This is a genomic window from Streptomyces sp. VNUA24 (assembly GCF_029167005.1).
Taxonomy (GTDB): domain Bacteria; phylum Actinomycetota; class Actinomycetes; order Streptomycetales; family Streptomycetaceae; genus Streptomyces; species Streptomyces scabiei.
On record NZ_CP119143.1, the window covers coordinates 4,936,367 to 4,961,741 of the forward strand.

Here is a 25,375-nt window from a genome sequence, read left to right on the forward strand (position 1 = left end):
CGTTGTGCGGGATACAGGCTCCCTGTGGTCGCGCCTGGCCGACACCGATCACTCGATCGTGTGGACCGGCCGCGGACGCGCAACCCTCAGGACCCCCTGGGGAGTCGACCGTCATGACGAGAGGAGGTGCCGCCAGTGATCGCGAACGTATCGGCGCACCGGCGGGCGAACGCCTTCGCCCAGGCCCTGGAGGAGCTGTCCGACCAGGGCACGGCGGCCGAGCGGCCCGAGGGATCGGAACCGGCCCCGGCGGCGCGACAGACCGAGCAGGACCACATGCTGGCCCTCACCACCGGTCTGGACGAGCTGCCCAAGCCGGTGCTCGACCCCGAGGTCAAGGTCGTCCATCGCGCCCAGTTGGTGGCCGCGATGGAAGCCATGCTGCGGGACGGCACGCTGCCGGGGCGCGAGGCGTCGGACCCTTCGGTGCCCGAACAGCGATCGGGCAAGGCGCGGGGCGCGCACCGGGCGAGTCCGCTGGGCAGACTGCGACCACGGTCCCGTCTGACGAAGGGTCTCGCCGCCGGCGGGCTCAGCGTCGGGGTGGCCGCGAGTGCCTTCGGCGGTGTGGCCGCCGCCAGTTCGGACGCCCTGCCCGGTGACTCGCTCTACGGCCTCAAGCGCGGCATCGAGGACGTGAAACTCACCCTGGCCGACGACACCGACGACCGGGGCCGGCTCTATCTGGACCAGGCGTCGACCCGGCTCGGCGAGGCCCGCCGCCTCATGGAGCGCGGCCGGGGCGGCCACCTCGACCACGAGTCCCTCGGCGAGATCCGCCGCGCCCTCACCGGGATGCGGCACGACGCCTCCGAGGGCCACCGCCTGCTCCACGAGGCGTACGAGCGGGACCCGGAGTCCCTCGGCCCCATCCGGGCCCTCTCGGCGTTCTCCCGGTCCCACCGCGAAGCCTGGGGCGTGCTGCGCGACCGGCTGCCGGTGCAGCTCGGAGACGTGAGCCGGCAGGTCTCGTCGGTCTTCGACGCCATAGACGACGAGGTCGCCCCGCACTCGTCGCTGCTGCCCCCACCGCCCGCCCCGGGCGGCGACGGCAGGCAGCGCTCCGCGGGCTCCGGCACCCCCGGCACCACCGACCCCGGCCGCCCGGCCCCGAGCGCCACCGAGGGCTCGACCGGCGGCGGCAGCGAGGACACCACCGGGAAGCCCAAGCCGTCCGCCTCGGCAGGCGGCGGCGAGGGCCTCGTCGGCGGCACCACCGGCGGCCTGCTCGACCCGCCCCAGGAGGACACCGCCCCCACCTCCCCGTCGACCGGCAGGTCCACCTCGGCCGAACAGCCCGACGTCACCCTCCCGCCCCTCCTCCCGGGCCTCCTCCCGGGCCTGGGCATCGACGGCCAGAACAACGACTGACCCCAGACGACGGTGGGGGCGCCCTTCTCGAAGAAGAGCGCCCCCACCGTCGTACGACGTGCGTGTGAAGCGACCGCTAGAACGACCGCCGCTGCGCCAGCAGCAACGGCACAGGCACCCCGAACCCGTACACCTGACCCCTCAGAAGAACACCGACCGCCGCTGCACCAACAACTTGTACAAGGTGTGCTGGATCTGCTCGCGCACCTGGTCCGTCAGGTTGAACATCAGCATCGGGACCCATCCACATTGCCGCCCTCGCGACGCTTCGCGGGCTTCGGACGGCTGCGCCGAACTCCGTCCGACGGCAGCACAGGCACCCCGAACCCGTACACCTGACCCCTCAGAAGAACACCGACCGCCGCTGCACCAGCAGCTTGTACAGGGTGTGCTGGATCTGCTCACGTACCTGGTCCGTCAGGTTGAACATCAGCATGGGGTCCTCGGCCGCCTCCGGTGGGTAGCCGTCCGTGGGGATCGGCTCGCCGAACTGGATCGTCCACTTCGTCGGCAGCGGCACCGCGCCCAGCGGACCGAGCAACGGGAACGTCGGCGTGATCGGGAAGTACGGGAAGCCCAGCAGTCGGGCGATCGTCTTCGAGTTGCCGATCATCGGGTAGATCTCCTCCGCGCCCACGATCGAGCACGGGATGATCGGCGTGCCGGCGCGCAGGGCGGTGGAGACGAAGCCGCCGCGGCCGAAGCGCTGCAGCTTGTAGCGCTCCCCGAAGGGCTTGCCGAGGCCCTTGAAGCCCTCCGGCATGACCCCGACCAGCTCGCCCTGCTGCAGCAGTCGTGAGGCGTCCTCCGCACACGCGAGGGTGTGGCCCAGCTTGCGGGCCAGCTCGTTGACCACCGGCAGCATGAAGACCAGGTCCGCCGCGAGCAGCCGCAGATGCCGCCCGGTGGGGTGGTTGTCGTGCACGGCGACCTGCATCATCAGGCCGTCCAGCGGCAGTGTCCCCGAGTGGTTGGAGACGATCAGGGCGCCGCCGTCCGTCGGGATGTTCTCGATGCCCTTCACCTCGACCCGGAAGTACTTCTCGTACACCGGCCGCAGCAGGGACATCAGCACCTGGTCGGTGAGTTCGGCGTCGTAGCCGAAGTCGTCGACCTCGTAGTCGCCGGTGAGCCGCTTGCGCAGGAACGCGAGACCGCCCGCGATCCGGCGCTCCAGGGCACCGCCGTCGTGTGCCTCGGCGGCCTCCAGGGGCGGCTCCGGCTTCTCCCGTGTCACAGGAACATCATCGGTGCTGGTCGGCCGTCCGGGGAGGGCCTGGACCTCGCCGGATTCACGAACATCACGGACGACCGCGCTGTCGCCCTTGCGCCGGCTCCCCGTACTCCGGCGACGCGGCGGGCGCTGCACGGCGCCGCCGCGCGTCCGGTCGTCGTCGAAGGGAATGACCTTGGCATCCGCCATCGTTGATGCGCTCCTCAGTTGGCGCTCTGCGTCGGGGGGTTGCCGCCGCCCGGCGTGGACACGGGCAGGGCGGCGATCCGGTCGATGGCCCCAGCGAGGGCCTCCGGGGGCAGGAGGCCGGGGCCCCTGCTGCGGGCGAAGTCGGCGAAGGTCTCCGTGGTCGTGTATCTGGCCCGGTAGCCCAGCGTCTCGCGCATCTGGTTCGTCGACACGACCCGCCCATGGGTCAGCAGCCGCAGCTGCTCCGGCGAGAAGTCGGTGAAGCCCAGGGTGCGGACCATCGAGCCGACCCAGCTCACGGCCGGCATCAGCAGCGGCACCGTCGGCCGGCCGAGGCGCCGCGCGCACTGCGAGAGCAGCAGGACACCGTCTCCCGCGATGTTGAAGGTGCCGCTGTTGAGCGTGCCCCGCGCCGGCTCGTGCGAGGCGATCCGCAGCACCTCGATGACGTCGTCCTCGTGCACGAACTGCAGCCGCGGGTCGTAGCCCAGCACGGTCGGCAGCACCGGCAGCGAGAAGTACGAGGCGAGCGGTGAATCCGCGCTCGGCCCGAGGATGTTCGCGAACCGCAGCACGCACACGGCCACGTCGGGCCGCCGCCGGGCGAATCCGCGGACGTACCCCTCGACCTCGACGGTGTCCTTGGCGAAGCCGCCGCTGGGCAGCGACTTGGGCGGCATGGTCTCGGTGAACACGGCCGGGTCGCGCGGCGCGGACCCGTACACGTTCGTACTGGACTTCACGACCAGCCGCTTGACCAGCGGGGACTTCTGGCAGGCACCGAGCAGCTGCATCGTGCCGATGACGTTGGTCTCCTTGAGGGTGGCCCGGCCGCCGCTGCCCAGCGGGGTGCCCGTGACGTCCATGTGCACCACGGTGTCCACGTTGTGCTCGGCCAGCAGGCGGGCTATGGCCGGCTGCCTGATGTCGGCCTGCACGAAGTCCGCGCCGCCCAGATGATGTGCCGGGGGCACCGCGTCGACCGCGATGACCCGGTCGACCTGCGGGTCCCGCTGGATGCGCCGCACGAAACGGCCTCCCAGCTGACGGGCCACCCCGGTGACGAGCACGACCTTCCCCAAGATCAGCGCCTTCCTTCCAGACGTCCGCTCACATAGGCGTAACTCTGCTCGTTCTCTGCCGCGTTCCCCGTGTGCCGCCACGTTAGCGGGTCGATGTTGCGGAGTGGTGACCACGACCCCGTCAATGACCGGCAAAAACAACGAGCGCCGAAAAACACCGTGGCCCCCCACCGCATTCGGTGGAGGGCCACGGCAACGCGCTCTCGACAGCGCTCGCGCAAGAAAGCAAGGCGTGCGGCCCCCTTACGCGAGGGGGACCGGCCAGGACCCCGTCACCAGGGCCGGACCGCCTTACTTCTTGTTGCGACGCTGAACGCGGGTGCGCTTGAGCAGCTTGCGGTGCTTCTTCTTAGCCATCCGCTTGCGCCGCTTCTTGATAACAGAGCCCACGACTACCCTCGCTCACTTCTCATCACTCGGCGTTTGGGCGCCATGGGCCCATACGACCTACGAGGGGCCAGCCTACCCGTCCGAGCGCTGAGGTCGTAATCGAGGGGGAACGGGGGGCTTCCGGAGGTACCGCACGTCCTCCGGGAACCCCTCGGCCCCGGTGGCCGTCAGGCCGTCTCCACCCCCACATAGCTCTCGCGGAGGTACTCGTGGACCGCTTGCTCCGGCACCCGGAAGGACCTGCCCACCCGGATCGCCGGCAGATGACCGCTGTGCACCAGGCGGTACACGGTCATCTTCGACACTCGCATCACCGAGGCGACTTCCGCCACGGTCAGGAACTGAACCTCGTTCAGAGGCCTCTCGCCAGCTGCAGCCATGACACACCTGAACCTTCCGCACTCGACGGCCACCGGCTTCCCCTTCCGGTGACTCTTCGTCGTTGCGTGCTCACTCCCCAATGTAGGGGCGGGTGATGCGAGTGGGGAAGAGGGGATGCCATCGGCGGCCTACTGTGACAGACACGCCCGATTGAGTACGTAGCGGGTCAGTGGTCGGTAGTAATCAGACCGCACACCGTCATCAAGTGGAACGGCGACGGACACCCGCCCCTCCGTCTCGCCCACGAAGAGGGCCGGATCGTCCGTATCGGCGAGTCCGATCGCCTCGAACCCCAGCTGACCTGCCCCGCAGACCCATCCATGGTCGCCGACCACGAGTTCCGGGAGCGGCCCGCCGGCCTCCGCCGCGGCCGCCAGAACCGTCCGAACCGGGAGCGGCGAGTGAGTGTGCACGCCGGTCGCACAACCGGAGCGCAGGGCAGGCGCCTCGCGGACGACGGCGACTCCTCGTACGTAGTCGAGGTTGTGTGTGCGTAGACCGAACCGGGTCGTTATGTCGACACGTCTACCCGTCGCCGGGGTGAGAACGTCACATCCCGCCGTCGACATGGCGTCTGCCAACGCGCCGTAGAAACCGATCAGCCGATGCGGGTGCCCGGTACCGAAGAGCACCGTTCCGCCACGGTGAGCGACCGCCGCGACACGTTCCGCGAAGCGGTCCAGCGCATCCATCGTGCGCTCAGGGTCAATGACATCCTGCCCTGAAGTGCATCCCGGATCGGCGGAAACGCCACACTTCTCCGCCATCAGATCGAGCACATCCCGCTGCCGCCAGGCCAGTTCGGGATCAAGACCGATCAGAAAGCGTGGGTCCCGGGCCGCGAACAACCGATAGCTCCGCAGACTCGCCTCCCGGGCGGTGGCGACCCGCCCGGCCAGCCCGCAGACGACCAGATGCTCCCGCAACGCCGCGCCACTCACCACGCCCCGATGCTGACGCACCCACCACCCCGCCCGAGCACAAATCCCCTGCCGAACCACACAGTTGGCGTAACACGCACTTCAGGCTTCAGGGGCGCGGGGAACTGCGCACATCAGGGGCGCGGGGAACTGCGCGAACGGGGTCCGGGGCGGAGCCCCGAGTCTTTGGCGGGGGGCCGAAGGGGGCACGCAGCCCCCTGGAGGATGGGACGGGTAGGGGCGGCGGGGGCGAGAAACCCCTACGGCAACAACCCCCGCAACGGAAACACAGCCTTCCGCGCCGCAAGAACCGCCTGGTCCAACCGGTCCGCGGGGTCGTACCCCGCCTCCCAGTCCGCCCAGGCCACCGGCCACCGCCCATCGGTCATCCGCGCCGGCGCCAACTGCCGCGTCCGCGCGAACACCGACTGCCGCCACTCCTCGGGAATCACCGTCTCCGGCGCGATCTCCCGCCCCGCCGCGATCGCCACCAGATGCGTCCACGACCGCGGCACCACATCCACCACCGCGTACCCGCCCCCGCCGAGCGCGACCCACCGCCCGTCGGCGTACTCGTGCGCCAGCTCGTGCAGCGCGACCTGCACCGCCCGCTGGGCGTCCAGCGACACCGCCAGATGCGCGAGGGGGTCGTCGAAGTGGGTGTCCGCCCCGTGCTGGGTCACCAGCACCTGCGGCCGGAAGTCCGCGATCAGCTCCGGCACGACCGCGTGGAACGCCCGCACCCACCCCGCGTCCCCGGTCCCCGCCGGCAGCGCCACGTTCACGGCCGACCCCTCCGCGCCCGGCGCGGCCCCCGTCTCCTCCGGCCACCCGGTCTGCGGGAACAGGGTCCGCGGATGCTCGTGCAGCGAGATCGTCAGAACCCGCGGGTCCTCCCAGAACGCCGCCTGCACCCCGTCACCGTGGTGCACGTCCACATCCACGTACGCGACCCGCTCGGCCCCCAGTTCCAGCAGCCGGGCGATGGCGAGCGACGCGTCGTTGTAGATGCAGAACCCCGAGGCGCTCCCGGGCATCGCGTGGTGCAGCCCGCCCGCGAAGTTCACCGCGTGCAGTACGTCCCCGCGCCACACGGCCTCCGCCGCCCCCACCGACTGCCCCGCGATGAGCGCGGACACCTCGTGCATGCCGGCGAAGGCCGGATCGTCCATGGTCCCCAGGCCGTACGTCTCGTCCGCGCTCCGGGGTTCGGCGGAGGCGGCCCTGACCGCCGCCACATAGTCCTCGCGGTGCACGAGCCGCAGGGTCGACTCCCCCGCCGGCTTCGCCGCGACGACGTCCATCCCTCGGTCCAGCCCGAAGGCGCTCACCAGGCTCCGGGTCAACGCCAGCCGGACCGGATCCATCGGATGGTCCGGCCCGAAGTCATAGCCCGTTACTGCCTCGTCCCACATCAGCTGTGCGCGGCCGCTCATGCCCGTCACCGTATCGGTCCGGTTCAGTCTCGAACGACCGGGCGTACACCAACGTCACCAGCACCAGGACCATCGGTACGAGCATCGCCCCGCGATAGCTCCAGAGGTCGCCCAGGGCCCCCACCAACGGAGAACCGATCAGGAAACCGACATAGTTGAAGATGTTCAGTCGCGCGACGGCCGCGTCCGAAGCTCCGGGGAACAGCCGCCCGGCCGCGGCGAACGTCTGCGGCACCAGCACACACAGCCCGAGCCCCAGCAGCGTGAACCCGAGCATCCCCACCCAGGCCCCCAGCGCCCCCGCCACCACGGCGAAGCCGACCGCCGCCACCACCGCTCCGGCCCGCACGACGGCCGCGGCCCCGAACCTCCGCACCCCGAAGTCCCCGATGGAACGCCCGAGCAGCGTGGTGACCATGTAGACGTTGTACGGAACGGTCGACAGCTGGTCGGAGCTGCCGAGCACGTCCTGGAGGTACTTCGCGCTCCAGTTGGAGACGGTCGAGTCGCCGATGTAGGCGAAGCACATCACCAGACAGAGCGGCAGCAGCAGCTTGAAGGCGACGCTCCCGCCCTCCACGGCGGCTGCCGGACTCTTGTCCTCCGGGCCGCTTCCGTCCACGTACCACCGGCTCCCCACCAGAGCGGCCGGCAGCAGTACGGCTCCCACCGGCAGATACAGGGACAGCAGGGCCAGATCCCAGTGCGCCCCCACCCACGCCAGCGAGGCCCCGGCTATCCCGCCCAGGCTGTACACGGCGTGGAAACCGAGCATGATGCTCCGCCCGTACGACCGCTGCAGGCTCACGCCGAGCATGTTCATGGACGCGTCGAGCGCTCCGACCGCCAGCCCGAATGCGGCCAACGACGCGCCCAGAACGACCATCTGGTCACCGGCACCGACGCCGAGCAGCGCCAGGAGCACGACGGGCTGGGACCACCTGAGCACCCGGCTCGGCGGCACTCGCTTCACGAGGTGCTCGGTGCAGACGCTGCCGACGCCGGCGAGGATCGGCACGGCGGCGAGGAAGAGGGGCAACAGGCCGTCGGAGACGCCGTACCGGTCCTGGATGGCCGGAATCCGCGTCACGAGCAGCGCGAAGGCGACACCCTGAGCGAAGAAGCTGAACGCCAACGCGGCCCTACCGCGCCGCAGCACATCTGTCATGGCGGCACAGTAGGGGGCACGGCCTACTCATGGGTAGAGGAAGTTGAATACTGCTCAACTCAGCAGGTCGAGCAGCTTCCCCATGTCCGAAAAGTACTCCCTGGCTCCGGGCATCTTCCCGGCGGGCGTCATCGCCGTATACCCGTACACATCCATCCCGGCCGCGAGTCCCGCCCGCACCCCGAGAGGACTGTCCTCGACGACGGCACACCGCTCGGGAGCGACGCCCATCCGCTCGGCCGCGTGCAGGAAGAGATCCGGCGCCGGCTTGCCCCGCCCGACGTCCTGCGCGCTGAACACGAGGCCCTCCCCGAACCACCGGTCGAGCCCGGTCGTCCGATGCCCCACCCGGATCCGCTCATGGCTCCCGGACGAGGCCACGCAGTACGGCACCCCGTCCGCGACCAGCTTCTCCAGGACGGCGACCACGCCCGGTACCGGCTCCAGATCCCGCGCGAACCCGGCGAACACCCGCTGGTGGAAGACGTCGTCGAAGTCGTCCGGCAGCTTCTTCCCGGTCCGCTCCAGCACGAGTTCGTGAATCCGGTGCATCGCCGACCCCATGTAGTCCCGGATGGAGTCCTCGTACGAGGTCGGGTGCCCGAGTTCGGTGAGGTACTCGGCAAGGAGCCGGTTGGAGATCGGCTCGCTGTCGACGAGAACGCCGTCATTGTCGAAGATCACGAGGTCGTAGCGCATGGTCCGACCCTAAACGAAGCCCCAACGCAGAAAACCCCCGCCGGTTTCCCGGCGGGGGTTTTCGCAATATTTGTTCGGCGGCGTCCTACTCTCCCACAGGGTCCCCCCTGCAGTACCATCGGCGCTGTAAGGCTTAGCTTCCGGGTTCGGAATGTAACCGGGCGTTTCCCTCACGCTATGACCACCGAAACACTATGAAACACTCAACCGCACCACGCTCTGTGAAACGTGGGGTTGTTCGTGGTTTCAGAACCAACACAGTGGACGCGAGCAACTGAGGACAAGCCCTCGGCCTATTAGTACCAGTCAACTCCACCCATTACTGGGCTTCCATATCTGGCCTATCAACCCAGTCGTCTACTGGGAGCCTTACCCCATCAAGTGGGTGGGAATACTCATCTCGAAGCAGGCTTCCCGCTTAGATGCTTTCAGCGGTTATCCCTCCCGAACGTAGCCAACCAGCCATGCCCTTGGCAGAACAACTGGCACACCAGAGGTTCGTCCGTCCCGGTCCTCTCGTACTAGGGACAGCCCTTCTCAATATTCCTACGCGCGCAGCGGATAGGGACCGAACTGTCTCACGACGTTCTAAACCCAGCTCGCGTACCGCTTTAATGGGCGAACAGCCCAACCCTTGGGACCGACTCCAGCCCCAGGATGCGACGAGCCGACATCGAGGTGCCAAACCATCCCGTCGATATGGACTCTTGGGGAAGATCAGCCTGTTATCCCCGGGGTACCTTTTATCCGTTGAGCGACGGCGCTTCCACAAGCCACCGCCGGATCACTAGTCCCGACTTTCGTCCCTGCTCGACCCGTCGGTCTCACAGTCAAGCTCCCTTGTGCACTTACACTCACCACCTGATTGCCAACCAGGCTGAGGGAACCTTTGGGCGCCTCCGTTACCCTTTGGGAGGCAACCGCCCCAGTTAAACTACCCATCAGACACTGTCCCCGATCCGGATCACGGACCCGGGTTAGACATCCAGCACGACCAGACTGGTATTTCAACGACGACTCCACCCGAACTGGCGTCCGAGCTTCACAGTCTCCCAGCTATCCTACACAAGCCGAACCGAACACCAATATCAAACTGTAGTAAAGGTCCCGGGGTCTTTCCGTCCTGCTGCGCGAAACGAGCATCTTTACTCGTAGTGCAATTTCACCGGGCCTATGGTTGAGACAGTCGAGAAGTCGTTACGCCATTCGTGCAGGTCGGAACTTACCCGACAAGGAATTTCGCTACCTTAGGATGGTTATAGTTACCACCGCCGTTTACTGGCGCTTAAGTTCTCAGCTTCGCCAAGACGAATCCTGACTAACCGGTCCCCTTAACGTTCCAGCACCGGGCAGGCGTCAGTCCGTATACATCGCCTTACGGCTTCGCACGGACCTGTGTTTTTAGTAAACAGTCGCTTCTCGCTGGTCTCTGCGGCCACCCCCAGCTCACCGAGTAAATCGGATCACCAGTGATGGCCCCCCTTCTCCCGAAGTTACGGGGGCATTTTGCCGAGTTCCTTAACCATAGTTCACCCGAACGCCTCGGTATTCTCTACCAGACCACCTGAGTCGGTTTAGGGTACGGGCCGCCATGAAACTCGCTAGAGGCTTTTCTCGACAGCATAGGATCATCCACTTCACCACAATCGGCTCGGCATCAGGTCTCAGACTATTGCCAGGCGGATTTACCTACCTGACGTCCTACACCCTTACCCCGGGACAACCACCGCCCGGGATGGACTACCTTCCTGCGTCACCCCATCACTCACCTACTGCAAGTCTGGTTCGTCGGCTCCACCACTCCCCTTTGCCCGAAGGCTCCGGGGCGGCTTCACGGACTTAGCATCGCCTGGTTCGATGTTTGACGCTTCACAGCGGGTACCGGAATATCAACCGGTTATCCATCGACTACGCCTGTCGGCCTCGCCTTAGGTCCCGACTTACCCTGGGCAGATCAGCTTGACCCAGGAACCCTTGGTCAATCGGCGCAAACGTTTCTCACGTTTGTATCGCTACTCATGCCTGCATTCTCACTCGTGAACCGTCCACCACTGCCTTCCGGCGCGGCTTCACCCGGCACACGACGCTCCCCTACCCATCCATACAGGCGTTGGCCCTATTGTATGAATGACACGACTTCGGCGGTACGCTTGAGCCCCGCTACATTGTCGGCGCGGAATCACTAGACCAGTGAGCTATTACGCACTCTTTCAAGGGTGGCTGCTTCTAAGCCAACCTCCTGGTTGTCTCTGCGACTCCACATCCTTTCCCACTTAGCGTACGCTTAGGGGCCTTAGTCGATGCTCTGGGCTGTTTCCCTCTCGACCATGGAGCTTATCCCCCACAGTCTCACTGCCGCGCTCTCACTTACCGGCATTCGGAGTTTGGCTAAGGTCAGTAACCCGGTAGGGCCCATCGCCTATCCAGTGCTCTACCTCCGGCAAGAAACACACGACGCTGCACCTAAATGCATTTCGGGGAGAACCAGCTATCACGGAGTTTGATTGGCCTTTCACCCCTAACCACAGGTCATCCCCCAGGTTTTCAACCCTGGTGGGTTCGGTCCTCCACGAAGTCTTACCTCCGCTTCAACCTGCCCATGGCTAGATCACTCCGCTTCGGGTCTTGAGCGTGCTACTGAATCGCCCTGTTCGGACTCGCTTTCGCTACGGCTACCCCACCCGGGTTAACCTCGCAACACACCGCAAACTCGCAGGCTCATTCTTCAAAAGGCACGCAGTCACGAGACAAGCACAAGTGCTTGCCCGACGCTCCCACGGCTTGTAGGCACACGGTTTCAGGTACTATTTCACTCCGCTCCCGCGGTACTTTTCACCATTCCCTCACGGTACTATCCGCTATCGGTCACCAGGGAATATTTAGGCTTAGCGGGTGGTCCCGCCAGATTCACACGGGATTTCTCGGGCCCCGTGCTACTTGGGTGTCTCTCAAACGAGCCGCTGATGTTTCAGCTACGGGGGTCTTACCCTCTACGCCGGACCTTTCGCATGTCCTTCGCCTACATCAACGGTTTCTGACTCGTCCTGTCGCCGGCAGACGACAGAAGAGAGATCCCACAACCCCGTATACGCAACCCCTGCCGGGTCTCACACGCATACGGTTTGGCCTCATCCAGTTTCGCTCGCCACTACTCCCGGAATCACGGTTGTTTTCTCTTCCTGCGGGTACTGAGATGTTTCACTTCCCCGCGTTCCCTCCACTTGCCCTATGTGTTCAGGCAAGGGTGACAGCCCATGACGACTGCCGGGTTTCCCCATTCGGAAACCCCCGGATCAAAGCCTGGTTGACGACTCCCCGGGGACTATCGTGGCCTCCCACGTCCTTCATCGGTTCCTGGTGCCAAGGCATCCACCGTGCGCCCTTAAAAACTTGGCCACAGATGCTCGCGTCCACTGTGCAGTTCTCAAACAACGACCAACCACCCATCACCCCCGGACAATCACCGGAGTTCACTGGGGCCGGCACTGAAGGCAGCCGTACGGCCATACCCTCAGACACCCAACAGCGTGCCCGACCAGTCTCTCGTCCGGAGATCATGCTTTCCACACCCGCAAGGGGTAGTACTCACAGCCTCCGGCCCGACGAACCGGCCGAATAATCAACGTTCCACCCATGAGCAACCAGCATCAGACGTTCGCTGATGATCTGGCCTCTGACCTCACCCCGAAAGGCTCGGTAGAAGTGCTCCTTAGAAAGGAGGTGATCCAGCCGCACCTTCCGGTACGGCTACCTTGTTACGACTTCGTCCCAATCGCCAGTCCCACCTTCGACAGCTCCCTCCCTTGCGGGTTGGGCCACCGGCTTCGGGTGTTACCGACTTTCGTGACGTGACGGGCGGTGTGTACAAGGCCCGGGAACGTATTCACCGCAGCAATGCTGATCTGCGATTACTAGCAACTCCGACTTCATGGGGTCGAGTTGCAGACCCCAATCCGAACTGAGACAGGCTTTTTGAGATTCGCTCCGCCTCACGGCTTCGCAGCTCATTGTACCTGCCATTGTAGCACGTGTGCAGCCCAAGACATAAGGGGCATGATGACTTGACGTCGTCCCCACCTTCCTCCGAGTTGACCCCGGCAGTCTCCTGTGAGTCCCCATCACCCCGAAGGGCATGCTGGCAACACAGAACAAGGGTTGCGCTCGTTGCGGGACTTAACCCAACATCTCACGACACGAGCTGACGACAGCCATGCACCACCTGTACACCGACCACAAGGGGGCGACCATCTCTGGCCGTTTCCGGTGTATGTCAAGCCTTGGTAAGGTTCTTCGCGTTGCGTCGAATTAAGCCACATGCTCCGCTGCTTGTGCGGGCCCCCGTCAATTCCTTTGAGTTTTAGCCTTGCGGCCGTACTCCCCAGGCGGGGAACTTAATGCGTTAGCTGCGGCACCGACGACGTGGAATGTCGCCAACACCTAGTTCCCACCGTTTACGGCGTGGACTACCAGGGTATCTAATCCTGTTCGCTCCCCACGCTTTCGCTCCTCAGCGTCAGTAATGGCCCAGAGATCCGCCTTCGCCACCGGTGTTCCTCCTGATATCTGCGCATTTCACCGCTACACCAGGAATTCCGATCTCCCCTACCACACTCTAGTCTGCCCGTATCGAATGCAGACCCGGGGTTAAGCCCCGGGCTTTCACATCCGACGCGACAGACCGCCTACGAGCTCTTTACGCCCAATAATTCCGGACAACGCTCGCGCCCTACGTATTACCGCGGCTGCTGGCACGTAGTTAGCCGGCGCTTCTTCTGCAGGTACCGTCACTTTCGCTTCTTCCCTGCTGAAAGAGGTTTACAACCCGAAGGCCGTCATCCCTCACGCGGCGTCGCTGCATCAGGCTTTCGCCCATTGTGCAATATTCCCCACTGCTGCCTCCCGTAGGAGTCTGGGCCGTGTCTCAGTCCCAGTGTGGCCGGTCGCCCTCTCAGGCCGGCTACCCGTCGTCGCCTTGGTGAGCCGTTACCTCACCAACAAGCTGATAGGCCGCGGGCTCATCCTTCACCGCCGGAGCTTTCCACACTCATCGGATGCCCGAGAGTGTCGTATCCGGTATTAGACCCCGTTTCCAGGGCTTGTCCCAGAGTGAAGGGCAGATTGCCCACGTGTTACTCACCCGTTCGCCACTAATCCCCACCGAAGTGGTTCATCGTTCGACTTGCATGTGTTAAGCACGCCGCCAGCGTTCGTCCTGAGCCAGGATCAAACTCTCCGTGAATGTTTACCCGTGATCGGGTCGACACCACGAGAGCGGAACCACCGGAGGAATAGTCCGATGGTTCACAGCGTCCTCGCTGTGTTTTATTTCAAAGGAACCTCGTCCCAGCGAATGCTGGAGACGGGGTATCAACATATCTGGCGTTGATTTTTGGCACGCTGTTGAGTTCTCAAGGAACGGACGCTTCCTTTGTACTCACCCTCTCGGGCTTTCCTCCGGGCTTTTCCCTTCGGTCTTGCTGTCTTGCGTTTCCGACTCTATCAGACCGTTTCCGGTTCCGATTTCCTCGGTGCTTTCCAGGTTTCCGCTTTCGCGTTTCCCTTTCCGGCGAGTCCGACTCTATCAGATCCTTTCGGGCCTGATTCCCAGTCAGCGGGCTTTGTCCTCACGGCTGTTGGGCCGTTCCGACGAGTGAGACTTTAGCGGATTCCTCGCCCCCGAGCTAATCGGGGTCTGCGTCCTTTCGAACGCGGATTCCTCATTTCGCACATACACATGCCAAGGAAACGACGACAGATCGTCGATGCTTGGTGGTTACCTGCGGAATGGCTGTCCGGGGACCGACCGTGGTCGGCGCTCACGTCGGACAACCCGGAGAACACTACGTACCGGCCCGGGGTGTGTCAACTCGCTGCCGCGCGGTCCCGTGAGGCGTAGCCTGGCCCCCATGACTACGCGTACGTGTCACCAGCAGTGGTGGGCCGCCTGAGGGCGGCCGTACACACGTATGTACTCGACGGCCGCCGCCCCCGGCGGCCGTTCTCGTATCTCCCTCCTGAGGGGCGGCCGACCGGTGGCGGCGGTCCTGATCAGGAGGTGGAGAGATGACACGGGTCTTCAGCGGAATCAAGCCGACGGGGCATCTGACGCTGGGGAACTACCTGGGAGCGGTGCGGCGGTGGGCCGAGGTCGACCAGCACCGGACGGACGCGCTGTTCTGTGTGGTGGACCTGCACGCGCTCACCGTGGACCACGATCCGGCGCGGGTGCGCCGGCTCACCCGGCAGGCGGCGACCCTGATGCTGGCCTCGGGACTGGACCCGGAGCTGTGCACCGTCTTCGTACAGAGTCATGTGGATGAGCACGCGCGGCTGTCGTACCTGCTGGAGTGCGTGGCCACGGACGGCGAGATGCGCCGGATGATCCAGTACAAGGAGAAGGCGGCGCGGGAGCGGGACCGGGGAGGCAGTGTCCGGCTGTCGCTGCTCACCTATCCCGTGCTGATGGCGGCCGACATCCTCGCGTACGGGACGGACGAGGTGCCCGTGGGTGATGACCAGACGCAGCACGTGGAGCTGACCCGGGACCTGGCGGTGCGCTTCAACCAGCGGTACGGGCGGACGTTCGTGGTGCCGCGGGCCACGCGTCCGCAGGTGGGGGCCCGGGTGATGAACCTTCAGGACCCGACGTCGAAGATGGGGAAGACCGACGACGTCGGGCCGGGCATCGTCTATCTGCTGGACGAGCCGGACGTGGTGCGGAAGAAGGTCATGCGGGCCGTGACCGACAGCGGCCGGGACGTGGTCTACGACCCGGAGAAGCGGCCGGGGCTCGCCAATCTGCTGGAGATCCTCGCCGCCTGTGAGAGTGGGAACCCCGAGGACCTGAGCGGTGTATATGAATCGTACGGAGCACTGAAGAAGGACACCGCAGAGGCCGTGGTCGAGCTCCTCAGGCCCGTACAGGAGAGGCACAAGGAGTTGTGCGCGAATCCCGCGTATGTGGAGGGGGTGCTGCGGTTGGGTGCAGAGAAGGCCAGAGGGATGGCCCGGCCGAGGGTGGACGAGGCGTACCGGGCGATCGGTCTGCTGGCCGGCTGACCGCGGGGCGTCAGTCCTTCTTGCCGGAGGCCAGTTCGCGGCTGCGGTCGCGGGCGGCCTCCAGCGCGGCGATCAGTGCGGCGCGCACTCCGTGGTTCTCGAGTTCGCGGATGGCGCTGATCGTCGTGCCGGCGGGAGAGGTGACGTTCTCGCGGAGCTTCACGGGGTGTTCGCCGCTGTCGCGGAGCATCGTGGCCGCGCCGATGGCGGACTGGACGATCAGGTCGTGGGCCTTGTCCCGGGGCAGGCCCAGGAGGATGCCCGCGTCGGTCATGGCTTCGACCAGGTAGAAGAAGTACGCCGGGCCGGAGCCGGAGAGGGCGGTGCAGGCGTCCTGCTGGGACTCGGGGACGCGGAGCGTCTTGCCGACGGCGCCGAAGATCTCCTCGGCGTGCGCGAGGTCGGCCTCGCTCGCGTGGCTGCCGGCGGAGATGACGGACATGGCCTCGTCGACGAGGGCGGGGGTGTTCGTCATGACACGGACGACGGGGGTGCCTGCGGCCAGGCGCTCCTCGAAGAAGGAGGTGGGGATGCCCGCGGCGCCGCTGACGACCAGGCGGTCGGCGGGGGTGTGCGGGGCGAGTTCGTCGAGGAGGGTGGCCATGTCCTGGGGCTTGACCGTGAGGATGAGCGTGTCGGCGGTCTTCGCGGCCTCGGCGTTGGTGACCGGTGTGACGCCGTAGCGGGTGCGGAGCTCTTCGGCGCGTTCGGGGCGGCGGGCGGTGACCAGGAGGTCCGCGGGCGCCCAGCCGGCTCGGATCATGCCGCTGAGCAGGGCCTCGCCGATCTTGCCGGTACCGAGGACTGCGACTTTCTGGCTCATGGTGCGGGTGCCCTCCGGGGTGCGTCGTCCTGGGGCCATCCTCGCACCGGGGACGGGGGTTCGGCGGGCGTGTCCGGTGGGCGGGACGTCGGCCGGAACGGGTGGCGGGCGGCCGGCGTGGGACGGCCGGGTGTCAGGTCGTCCGGCGCCTGAGGGTGGCCGCTCCCAGCGTGAGGACCAGCAGGGCGCAGCCGGCGACGATCGCGATGTCGCGGACGAAGGTGGCGGTCATGTCGGTGTGCAGGAGGACTTCGTTCATGCCGTCGACCGCGTAGGACATGGGGAGGACGTCGGAGACCGCCTCCAGGGCGGGGTGCATGGCGGAGCGGGCGGTGAACAGGCCGCAGAGGAGGAGTTGGGGGAAGATCACGGCCGGCATGAACTGGACGGCCTGGTACTCGGAGGAGGCGAAGGCCGAGACGAAGAGGCCGAGGGCGGTGCCCAGCAGGGCGTCGAGGAGGGCGACGACGAGGAGGAGCCAGGGGGAGCCGGTGACGTCCAGGTCGAGGAACCAGACGGCCAGACCCGTGGCGAGGGCGGACTGGATGACCGCCAGGGTGCCGAAGGCGAGGGCGTAGCCGGCGATGAGGTCTCCCTTGCCGAGAGGCATGGAGAGCAGGCGTTCCAGGGTGCCCGAGGTGCGTTCGCGCAGGGTCGCGATCGAGGTCACCAGGAACATCGTGATCAGCGGGAAGATGCCGAGGAGGGAGGCGCCGATGGAGTCGAAGACGCGTGGGCTGCCGTCGAAGACGTAGCGCAGCAGGAACAGCATCACGCACGGGATGAGGATCAGCAGGGCGATCGTGCGGGGGTCGTGGCCGAGCTGGCGGAGGACCCGGGCGGCGGTGGCGGTCGTGCGGGCGTAGCTGAGGGCCCTGGGGCGGGGGGCCGCGGGGGGGCGTGGACGGGGTCGTGGTGGTCATCGCGCCGGCTCCTTGTGGTGGGCGTCGGTCGTGGCGGTGGGCGCGGTCGCGGCGGGCTCGGCTGCCCTGGCCTCGTCGACGAGGCGGAGGAACGCCTCTTCGACCGTGTCCGCGTGGGTGCGGGTGCGGAGGGCTTCGGGGGTGTCGTCGGCGAGGATCCGGCCCTCGCGCATGAGGAGGAGGCGGTGGCAGCGCTCGGCCTCGTCCATGACGTGCGAGGAGATCAGGAGGGTGGTTCGGCGCTCCTCGGCGAGGGTGTGGAAGAGGGCCCACAGTTCGCGCCGCAGGACGGGGTCCAGGCCGACGGTGGGCTCGTCGAGGACGACCAGTTCGGGGGTGCCGAGGAGGGCCACGGCCAGGGAGACGCGGCTGCGCTGGCCGCCGGAGAGGTTGCCGGCGAGGGCGTCGGCGTGGGCGGTGAGGTCGACGTCGGCGATGGCCCGGGTGACGTTCTCGTGGCGGCGGTCGGCGGCGGCGCGGCCGGGGTCGAGGATCGCGGCGAAGTAGGCGAGGTTCTGGGTGACGGTCAGGTCGTCGTAGACGGACGGGGCCTGGGTGACGTAGCCGATGCGGGAGCGGAGGGTGGCGTCGCCCGCGGGGCGGCCGAGGACGTCCAGGGTGCCGGTGACCTTGGCCTGGGTGCCGACGATCGCTCGCATCAGGGTGGATTTGCCGCAGCCGGACGGGCCGAGGAGCCCGGTGATCTGGCCCGGGGGGACGGCGAAGTCGAGGCCGCGGAGCACCGTGCGCGGGCCTCGGGCGACGGTGAGGTTCTGGGCGCGGACGGCCGGGTGTGGGGCGGTGCCCTCGGACGGGGTGGGTGAGGTGCCGGGTCGGGGTGGAGGCTCGCTCGCGGAGTTATTCATCATGTGATGAATATTGCGCAGGGCGGGTGGGCCGTCAAGTCGGTGAGGGGGTGGGTTCTGCGCGGGCGGGGTCCTCGTGGGTTCCGGGCGGGGGCATGCGGAAGCGCGAGCGGGCGCGACGGGGCGCGCGGGCGCTCGGCGGGAGGCGGTCGGGGAGCTGGGGGGAAGCGGGCGGGGAGCTGGGGGTCGGGCGGGGCGAGGGGGTGGTCCGGGGAGGGGCCGGTCAGGGGCGGACGGCGACCAGGAGGTCCACGTCGTAGGTCTCTTCGACGGTCTCGGTGGGGAAGAGTGCGCGCAGGCGGGCCCGTTCCTCGGTGAGGAACGCGGACGTGGCCTCGTCGCCGAGCACCAGGAACCCCGAGTGGCTGGCGATGTTGGCCAGGTGGGTGTCCAGGGGGACCGTGCGGCTCCAGCGGATCTGGCGGCGCGTGAAGTCGAGGCGGCCGGCGGTGTCGGCGAGGGCCGCGGGCGCGCCGGAGGCGCTTTTCTCGATCGGCGTGCCGGGGTCCACACCGAGGAAGCGGTGGATGCGCAGGGTGGCGTCGGCGATCCAGGGGACGTCGACGGCGGCGGTGTTCCACCACAGCGCGAGTGCTCCGCCGGGGCGGAGTACGCGCAGGGCCTCCGGGACCGAGCGGGTGGTGTCGGTCCAGTGCCAGGACTGGGCGTAGGTGAGGAAGTCGGTGGAGGCGGTGGCGACGGGGAGCGCGTTGCCGTCGCCTCGGATAAGGGGGATGCGGGGGTGGGTGCGGCGGAACTGGGCGGCCATGCCCGCGCCGGGTTCCACGGCGAGGACGTCGGCGCGGCGGGCGTGGAGGAGGGCGGTGGCTATGCCGGTGCCCGCTCCGACGTCCACGACGCGGGCTCCGTGGAGGGAGCGTGAGGCCAGGGCTTCGACGGTGTCGAAGAGGGTGGACGGGTAGGAGGGGCGGTTCGCCGCGTACCGGGCCGCGGCGGTGTTGAACGAGTGGGCTCGGACGGTGCGGGAGGCGTGCGGGCGGGAGGTGGTCATGGGGGACATCGTGGCCCGGTGCGGTGGCGTCGGGGAGAGGTTGTCCGGCCGCCTCTTGCCGACAGGTCAGGGGCGGCGGCGCTTCGCCGGGTTCCCCGTGCGCTTGGCCGTGCGGCGCTCGTACCGGCGGCGGGCCGCCGTGTACTCCTCGCGGTGCAGGGACTCGCCCGGGGCCTCTTTGAAGGAGCGGAGGAAGTAGGCGGTCAGGGAGCCGAGGAAGCCGATGGTGAGGAGGCCCCGCAGGGAGGAGTGGCGGGCCGGGTCGGGGCGTTTGCCGAAGGCGCCCCAGGTGTGGCCGAAGGCCAGGGCGCTGCAGACGGCGAACATGAGAACGAGCAGGATGCTGACGAACCCGCCGACCGCCGCCAGCTGCAGGCCGTCGTAGGCCAGGCGCAGCACCAGGCAGGAGACGGCCAGGGCGGCGAGCGAGCCAGCGGTGACGGCCGCCCGGCGTGCCGTGTAGGTGCCGTCGTGGTGCAGCCAGGTCGTCCCGAAGAAGCGGATGGGTTCGGGACGGGGGCCCGTGGGGGTGGCCGAGGACGCGTCGAGGGGCGCCCGGCCGTCCTGCGGCGCCTGCGCTCCGTGCGGCGCCTGCCCTTGCTCCGGCTGCTGCCGCTGTTCCGGATCCCGCAGCTGTTCCGGATCCCGCCGCTGTTCCGTCCCCTGTGCTGCCTGGTCGTTCTTCGGCTTGTCGCTCACGGGGTCGATTATCGCTCCGGGTCGGGAGCAGGCTCAGGGCGCCGGCCGCGAGGGCTGTCACCGTCAGGGCCGGGGACGTGGCGTGGGGCGGTCGGAGCGGCGCCCGGTCGGTTGCCCCGGGCGCCGGGCCGGTCGTCCCGGGTCAGCCGCAGCGGCCGGCCACGTAGCCGTCGCTGCCGGTGTAGACGTAGGAGTCGGAGATGTACTCGCCGTCGCCGATGTTGTCCCAGACGTTCGTGGTGCCGTAGGGGCCGGAGATGGTCTGGCCCGGGGTCTGGCAGTAGATCGGCACCGTGGCGCCCTCGGAGAGGACGCGGACGACGCCGTAGCCGGTGCTCGGGCCGCTGCGGACGTTGAGACGGACGCCCGGCGCGATCGAGTAGCGGCGGACGGCTGCCGTGACCGTCGCGGCGGTGGCCGAAACCCCTGCCGACGCCGTACCGGCCCGCTCCCCCTCGCCGTCCTCCGCGATCTCTTCGACATGGTCGATGGACATGGCTGAACTCCCCCCGTGTGAAACCCCGTTGAAAACCCCGTTCGACCCACGCGCAAGGCGTGGGGTCCCGTTGATACCCCTGATTCAGCCCACGCACACCTGTGCGTTTTTCGCGCGTGCGGGACAGCAGGCCGCCTCTGTCCCGTACGGGTCATCGACTAGGCTCCGAACGTCGCGCGAGCGGCCGAAAGAGCACGGGGGTGGACCCATGGCACCGCAGCGCGGCACCGGGTCGGGAGCGGAACCGGAACTTCCCGAGTACGCCGGCCAGTACCGCCTGGAGTCGTGTCTGGGTTCCGGTGGGATGGGCGTCGTCCACCTGGCCGCCTCCACGTCCGGCCTGCGGCTCGCGGTGAAGGTGGTGCACGCCGAATTCGCGAAGGACCCCGAGTTCAGAGGGCGTTTCCGGCAGGAGGTCGCCGCCGCCCGGCAGGTGAGCGGTGCCTTCACCGCACCGGTCGTGGATGCCGACACCGACAGCGCCCGGCCCTGGATGGCGACCCTCTTCATCCCCGGTCCGACCCTCGCCGAGCACGTGAAGCGGAACGGGCCCATGCCGCCGGGGCAGTTGCGGCGGCTGATGGCCGGGCTCGCGGAGGCCCTGCGGGACATCCACCGCGCCGGTGTCGTGCACCGGGACCTCAAGCCCAGCAACGTCCTGCTCGCCGAGGACGGCCCCAAGGTCATCGACTTCGGCATCTCCCGGCCGAAGGACAGCGAACTGCGCACCGAGACGGGGAAGTTGATCGGCACGCCGCCGTTCATGGCACCCGAGCAGTTCCGGCGGCCGCGGGAGGTCGGGCCCGCCGCCGACATCTTCGCCCTCGGCTCGGTCACCGTGCACGCGGCCACCGGGCGCGGGCCCTTCGACTCCGACAGTCCCTATGTCGTCGCCTACCAGGTGGTCCACGACGAGCCGGATCTCACCGGCGTACCCGAGAACCTCGCGCCCCTCGTCCGAGCCTGTCTGGCCAAGGAGCCCGAGGACCGGCCCACGGCGGACGAGTTGATGCACGCGCTCCGGTCCGTGGCCGCCTCGTACGACACGCAGACCTTCATGACGACCCAGCGGGAGCGGGAAGGCGCGGGCTGGGTGTCGTCGCCGGGCACACCCCGGAACGCGGACGAGGGCAAGGACAAGGACAAAGGCAAGGACGTCAGGGCTGAGGCCGAGGCCGACTCCGGCGGCGGGCGCGGCGCCCCTGCCGAGACCGATGCGACCGAGGAGACCGGCGAGACCCACGCGCCCGACGGGCGGGGGGACTCCGGGCGGCGTGCGGGCCGGTTCGGGGGCCGGCCGCGTACGCGGGCCGTGCTGGTCGCCGCCTCGGTGGTGCTCGTGGCGGGCGGGGGATTCGCGTCCGTGCGGGCCCTGGGAAGCGAGGGCGGGCGGCCGGACGGGGGTACCGCCTCGCCCCGGGCCGGTCGCGCGGCCGCCGCACCCGCGCTCGAAGCCTGGGCCACCAGGCCGGCGGCGAAGAAGAAGAGCGCGCCGCAGTGCTCGTACGGGGCGGGGAAGCTGTTGTGCGCGCAGCCTGGGCTGGTCTCCGCGCTGGATCCGGCGGACGGCAGCGTGCTGTGGCGGCACCCCGTCGACGGGTCGGGTGCGCTCGGCGCGAGCGAGCCGCCGGTCGTGTCGGGCGGGCTCGTGCAGGTGCTGACGGACGAGAACCGCCGGGCCCTGGCGCTGGACCCCGGGACCGGCGAGGTGCGGTGGGAGCGGGACGTCTCCGCGTACGGCGGCAGGCACTACGCGGGCGGCACGCTGCTGCTGACCGCCGCCGACGGGACCGTCACCGGGGTGGACACGGCCACCGGCGACACGCGGTGGAGCGGCCGGATCCCGGGGCAGCCGGAGGCGTACTTCACCTCGTTCGACGGGGACCGGTCGGCGTACCTGGCGTACGTCACCGGCCAGGGGGCGGCGGCGCGGACCCGGATCACCGCGGTGGACCCGGCGTCGGGGGACGTGCGCTGGGACACGCGGCTGAAGGGGCGCCTGGAGGTGACGGGGGCCGCGGACGGCGCCGTCTTCCTCACCTCGGTCGGCGGCGCCTACGAGGACACGGTCGGCGTGGTCCGGTACGACCCCGGCACCGGGAGGACGGTCCGGGTGGCCCTGCCCGTGCCGCTCCAGCAGGCCCGCGGGGTCGTGCGGGGTGACGTCGTGTACCTGCTGAGCGGTGCGGGCGGCGCCCTGGCGGCCGTCGACATGAAGGCCCGTAGGCAGGTGTGGCGGACGGAGACGGGCGTCGCCCGGGGTTCGGCACCGGTCGCCGACGACCGGCATCTGTACTTCACCGCCTCCGACGGGCGGCTCCTCGCGGTGGACCTGCGGAAGGGCCGGATCATCGGGGACACGCCGTCGCGGCTCGGTGACCCGGGCCGGATCACGGCCTCGCTGCCCGAGCCCGTGGTCGTCGACGGGCGGGTCTGCGCGGGCGCGCTCGACGGGACGGTGCTCGGGCTGGACGGGAGCGATCCGGGGAGCTGGTGACCCCGCCCGCCGGGTGACGGCGGGGCGGGCGGCCTCCACGGCCGAGGGCCGTCCCGCAGCGGGACGGCCCTCGACTCGACGGTTCCGCGCCTCGGCGCGGGGTTCCTCAGCCCAGCTTGCTGACGTCGCGGACCGCGCCCTTGTCGGCGCTGGTGGCCATCGCGGCGTAGGCGCGCAGTGCGGCCGACACCTTGCGCTCGCGGTTCTTCGGGGCGTAGACGCCGCCCAGGGCCTGCTCGCGGCGGGTCAGTTCGGCGTCGTCGACCAGCAGCTCGATCGAACGGTTCGGGATGTCGATGCGGATGCGGTCGCCGTCCTCGACGAGGGCGATCGTGCCGCCGCCGGCCGCCTCGGGCGAGGCGTGGCCGATGGAGAGGCCCGAGGTGCCGCCGGAGAAACGGCCGTCGGTGATCAACGCGCAGGACTTGCCCAGGCCGCGGCCCTTCAGGTACGAGGTCGGGTAGAGCATCTCCTGCATGCCGGGGCCGCCCTTGGGGCCCTCGTAGCGGATGACGACGACGTCGCCCTCCTTGATCTCCTTCAGCAGGATCTTCTGGACGGCCTCCTCCTGCGACTCGCAGACGACCGCCGGGCCCTCGAACGTCCAGATCGACTCGTCGACGCCGGCGGTCTTCACCACACAGCCGTCGACGGCGAGGTTGCCCTTGAGGACCGCGAGACCGCCGTCCTTGGAGTAGGCGTGCTCGGCGGAGCGGATGCAGCCGCCCTCGGCGTCCTCGTCCAGGGTGTCCCAGCGCTCGGAGGTGGAGAACGCCTCGGCGGAGCGGACGCAGCCGGGGGCCGCGTGCCACAGCTCGACGGCCTTCGGGGACGGGGAGCCGCCGCGCACGTCCCAGGTCTTCAGCCAGTCGGCGAGGGAGGGGCTGTGGACGGAGTTCACGTCCTCGTTGAGCAGGCCCGCGCGGTGCAGTTCGCCCAGCAGGGCCGGGATGCCGCCGGCGCGGTGCACGTCCTCCATGTAGTACGTACGGTCCTTGGCGACGTTCGGCGCGACCTTGGCCAGGCACGGCACCCGGCGCGAGACGGCGTCGATCTCGTTCAGACCGAACGGGACGCCCGCCTCCTGGGCGGCGGCCAGCAGGTGCAGGATCGTGTTGGTGGAGCCGCCCATGGCGATGTCGAGGGCCATGGCGTTCTCGAAGGCGGCGAACGAGGCGATGGCGCGCGGCAGGACCGTCTCGTCGTCCTGCTCGTAGTAGCGGCGGGTGATGTCCATGACGGTGTGGGCCGCGTCGATGTACAGCTGCTTGCGGGCCGTGTGGGTCGCCAGGACCGAGCCGTTGCCGGGCAGGGAGAGGCCGATGGCCTCGGTCAGGCAGTTCATCGAGTTGGCGGTGAACATGCCGGAACACGAGCCGCAGGTCGGACAGGCGTTCTCCTCGATACGGAGGATGTCCTCGTCCGAGATCTTGTCGTTGACCGCGTCGGAGATCGCGTCGACCAGGTCGAGCGTGCGGACCGTGCCGTCGACGAGGGTGGCCCGGCCGGACTCCATGGGGCCGCCGGAGACGAAGACGGTCGGGATGTTGAGCCGCAGGGCGGCGTTCAGCATGCCCGGGGTGATCTTGTCGCAGTTGGAGATGCAGATCAGGGCGTCGGCGCAGTGGGCCTCGACCATGTACTCCACGCTGTCCGCGATCAGGTCGCGGGAGGGGAGGCTGTACAGCATGCCGCCGTGGCCCATCGCGATGCCGTCGTCGACGGCGATCGTGTTGAACTCGCGCGGGATGCCGCCGGCCTCACGGATCGCCTCGCTGACGATGCGGCCCACCGGCTGGAGGTGGGTGTGGCCCGGCACGAACTCGGTGAAGGAGTTCGCGACCGCGATGATCGGCTTGCGGCCGATGTCCGCGCCCGGTACACCGGAGGCGCGCATAAGGGCGCGGGCGCCCGCCATGTTGCGGCCGTGGGTGACTGTGCGGGACCTCAGCTCGGGCATCGCGGGCGCTCCTTCAGAGACTGCGATCAGAGACTTCTGACTGAGTCGAGCGTACGCCCGTTGCGCCAAGGGTTGGACAGGTTGTCCGGAATGCGGGATGACTGTCTCGGTTTCCGGCTGCCCGCCGGTGGCTTCCCGCGCCCACGCGGCGGGGCCGCACGGGGATACCG

17 protein-coding genes, 3 rRNA genes and 2 pseudogenes are annotated in these 25,375 nt (G+C 68.3%); 3 read left to right on the top strand and 19 right to left on the bottom strand.

Going from position 1 to position 25,375, the window contains the following annotated elements; genetic code table 11:
• Positions 1–135 precede the first annotated feature (135 nt).
• A complete protein-coding gene (locus tag PYR72_RS20950; RefSeq protein WP_275456734.1) occupies positions 136–1,371 on the top strand; it encodes a DUF5667 domain-containing protein in 1,236 nt (411 codons plus the stop codon).
• A 141-nt stretch (positions 1,372–1,512) separates the two neighbouring features.
• On the opposite strand, the pseudogene PYR72_RS20955 reads toward PYR72_RS20950, so the two are convergent.
• From PYR72_RS20955 to PYR72_RS21010, 12 genes and pseudogenes are all read right to left on the bottom strand, one after another.
• Positions 1,513–1,608 (bottom strand): annotated as a pseudogene (locus PYR72_RS20955) (glycerol acyltransferase); the annotation flags it as partial.
• A gap of 106 nt (positions 1,609–1,714) precedes the next feature.
• Entirely contained in the window at positions 1,715–2,794 is a 1,080-nt protein-coding gene (locus PYR72_RS20960; protein ID WP_275456735.1) for a lysophospholipid acyltransferase family protein, read from the bottom strand.
• Between the two features lie 14 nt (positions 2,795–2,808).
• Positions 2,809–3,876, bottom strand: a complete 1,068-nt coding sequence (locus PYR72_RS20965; protein WP_275456736.1) for an NAD-dependent epimerase/dehydratase family protein — start codon at positions 3,874–3,876, stop codon at positions 2,809–2,811.
• Positions 3,877–4,167: 291 nt separating this feature from the next.
• Positions 4,168–4,266: an AURKAIP1/COX24 domain-containing protein gene (locus tag PYR72_RS20970; protein ID WP_003948845.1), complete on the bottom strand. Its 99-nt coding sequence runs from the start codon at positions 4,264–4,266 to the stop codon at positions 4,168–4,170.
• Positions 4,267–4,433: 167 nt separating this feature from the next.
• The gene (locus PYR72_RS20975) at positions 4,434–4,646 is read right to left on the bottom strand and encodes a helix-turn-helix domain-containing protein (RefSeq protein WP_004984898.1); all 213 of its coding nucleotides are present in this window, start codon (positions 4,644–4,646) and stop codon (positions 4,434–4,436) included.
• 129 nt (positions 4,647–4,775) lie between these two features.
• Entirely contained in the window at positions 4,776–5,591 is an 816-nt protein-coding gene (locus PYR72_RS20980; protein WP_275456737.1) for a phosphatase, read from the bottom strand.
• A gap of 236 nt (positions 5,592–5,827) precedes the next feature.
• Positions 5,828–7,003, bottom strand: coding sequence for an acetoin utilization protein AcuC (locus tag PYR72_RS20985; RefSeq protein WP_275456738.1), 1,176 nt, complete (start codon positions 7,001–7,003; stop codon positions 5,828–5,830).
• Positions 6,954–8,171 carry an MFS transporter gene (locus PYR72_RS20990; RefSeq protein ID WP_275456739.1) on the bottom strand — a complete coding sequence of 406 codons (1,218 nt, stop codon included), beginning with the start codon at positions 8,169–8,171 and terminating at the stop codon, positions 6,954–6,956. The genes PYR72_RS20985 and PYR72_RS20990 overlap by 50 nt, the downstream gene beginning before the upstream one ends.
• Before the next feature lie 54 nt (positions 8,172–8,225).
• Positions 8,226–8,870, bottom strand: a complete 645-nt coding sequence (locus PYR72_RS20995) for an HAD family hydrolase (protein ID WP_275456740.1) — start codon at positions 8,868–8,870, stop codon at positions 8,226–8,228.
• A 72-nt stretch (positions 8,871–8,942) separates the two neighbouring features.
• Positions 8,943–9,059 (bottom strand): 5S ribosomal RNA (rrf, locus tag PYR72_RS21000).
• Between the two features lie 87 nt (positions 9,060–9,146).
• Positions 9,147–12,266, bottom strand: a 23S ribosomal RNA gene (locus PYR72_RS21005).
• Between the two features lie 317 nt (positions 12,267–12,583).
• Positions 12,584–14,109: ribosomal RNA gene (locus PYR72_RS21010) — 16S ribosomal RNA — on the bottom strand.
• The 16S, 23S and 5S rRNA genes sit together here, the layout of an rRNA operon.
• An 824-nt stretch (positions 14,110–14,933) precedes the next feature.
• On the opposite strand from PYR72_RS21010, the gene trpS reads away from it, so the two are divergent.
• Complete coding sequence (gene trpS, locus PYR72_RS21015; protein WP_275456741.1) at positions 14,934–15,929, top strand: tryptophan--tRNA ligase; 996 nt, start codon at positions 14,934–14,936, stop codon at positions 15,927–15,929.
• A gap of 10 nt (positions 15,930–15,939) precedes the next feature.
• On the opposite strand, the gene proC is transcribed toward trpS, so the two are convergent.
• The 6 genes and pseudogenes from proC to PYR72_RS21045 form a co-directional block, all read right to left on the bottom strand.
• Positions 15,940–16,752: a pyrroline-5-carboxylate reductase gene (proC, locus tag PYR72_RS21020; RefSeq protein WP_020113787.1), complete on the bottom strand. Its 813-nt coding sequence runs from the start codon at positions 16,750–16,752 to the stop codon at positions 15,940–15,942.
• Positions 16,753–16,885: 133 nt separating this feature from the next.
• A pseudogene (locus PYR72_RS21025) lies at positions 16,886–17,675 on the bottom strand (ABC transporter permease).
• Positions 17,672–18,544, bottom strand: coding sequence for an ABC transporter ATP-binding protein (locus tag PYR72_RS21030; RefSeq protein ID WP_275456742.1), 873 nt, complete (start codon positions 18,542–18,544; stop codon positions 17,672–17,674). The pseudogene PYR72_RS21025 and the gene PYR72_RS21030 overlap by 4 nt, the downstream one beginning before the upstream one ends.
• 220 nt (positions 18,545–18,764) lie before the next feature.
• Positions 18,765–19,553, bottom strand: coding sequence for a class I SAM-dependent methyltransferase (locus PYR72_RS21035; protein WP_275456743.1), 789 nt, complete (start codon positions 19,551–19,553; stop codon positions 18,765–18,767).
• A gap of 66 nt (positions 19,554–19,619) precedes the next feature.
• Positions 19,620–20,252: an EamA/RhaT family transporter gene (locus tag PYR72_RS21040; protein WP_275456744.1), complete on the bottom strand. Its 633-nt coding sequence runs from the start codon at positions 20,250–20,252 to the stop codon at positions 19,620–19,622.
• Between the two features lie 142 nt (positions 20,253–20,394).
• Positions 20,395–20,748, bottom strand: a complete 354-nt coding sequence (locus PYR72_RS21045; protein WP_013001630.1) for an SH3 domain-containing protein — start codon at positions 20,746–20,748, stop codon at positions 20,395–20,397.
• Positions 20,749–20,956: 208 nt separating this feature from the next.
• Between PYR72_RS21045 and PYR72_RS21050 the strand changes: the two genes are divergently transcribed.
• Positions 20,957–23,245, top strand: a complete 2,289-nt coding sequence (locus tag PYR72_RS21050; RefSeq protein ID WP_275456745.1) for a serine/threonine-protein kinase — start codon at positions 20,957–20,959, stop codon at positions 23,243–23,245.
• A gap of 106 nt (positions 23,246–23,351) precedes the next feature.
• Here the strand turns inward: PYR72_RS21050 and ilvD are convergent, their stop codons facing one another.
• Complete coding sequence (ilvD, locus tag PYR72_RS21055; protein WP_275456746.1) at positions 23,352–25,205, bottom strand: dihydroxy-acid dehydratase; 1,854 nt, start codon at positions 25,203–25,205, stop codon at positions 23,352–23,354.
• Between the last annotated feature and the right edge of the window lie 170 nt (positions 25,206–25,375).

Excerpts from the sequence above, each read along its gene's own strand:
- PYR72_RS21050 (WP_275456745.1), top strand. The coding sequence starts at position 20,957 with ATGGCACCGCAGCGCGGCACCGGGTCGGGAGCGGAACCGGAACTTCCC.
- PYR72_RS20990 (WP_275456739.1), bottom strand. The coding sequence starts at position 8,171 with ATGACAGATGTGCTGCGGCGCGGTAGGGCCGCGTTGGCGTTCAGCTTC.
- PYR72_RS21045 (WP_013001630.1), bottom strand. The coding sequence starts at position 20,748 with ATGTCCATCGACCATGTCGAAGAGATCGCGGAGGACGGCGAGGGGGAG.
- PYR72_RS21035 (WP_275456743.1), bottom strand. The coding sequence starts at position 19,553 with ATGACCACCTCCCGCCCGCACGCCTCCCGCACCGTCCGAGCCCACTCG.
- PYR72_RS20995 (WP_275456740.1), bottom strand. The coding sequence starts at position 8,870 with ATGCGCTACGACCTCGTGATCTTCGACAATGACGGCGTTCTCGTCGAC.
- PYR72_RS20975 (WP_004984898.1), bottom strand. The coding sequence starts at position 4,646 with ATGGCTGCAGCTGGCGAGAGGCCTCTGAACGAGGTTCAGTTCCTGACC.
- trpS (WP_275456741.1), top strand. The coding sequence starts at position 14,934 with ATGACACGGGTCTTCAGCGGAATCAAGCCGACGGGGCATCTGACGCTG.
- proC (WP_020113787.1), bottom strand. The coding sequence starts at position 16,752 with ATGAGCCAGAAAGTCGCAGTCCTCGGTACCGGCAAGATCGGCGAGGCC.
- PYR72_RS21030 (WP_275456742.1), bottom strand. The coding sequence starts at position 18,544 with ATGATGAATAACTCCGCGAGCGAGCCTCCACCCCGACCCGGCACCTCA.
- PYR72_RS20960 (WP_275456735.1), bottom strand. The coding sequence starts at position 2,794 with ATGGCGGATGCCAAGGTCATTCCCTTCGACGACGACCGGACGCGCGGC.
- ilvD (WP_275456746.1), bottom strand. The coding sequence starts at position 25,205 with ATGCCCGAGCTGAGGTCCCGCACAGTCACCCACGGCCGCAACATGGCG.
- PYR72_RS20985 (WP_275456738.1), bottom strand. The coding sequence starts at position 7,003 with ATGAGCGGCCGCGCACAGCTGATGTGGGACGAGGCAGTAACGGGCTAT.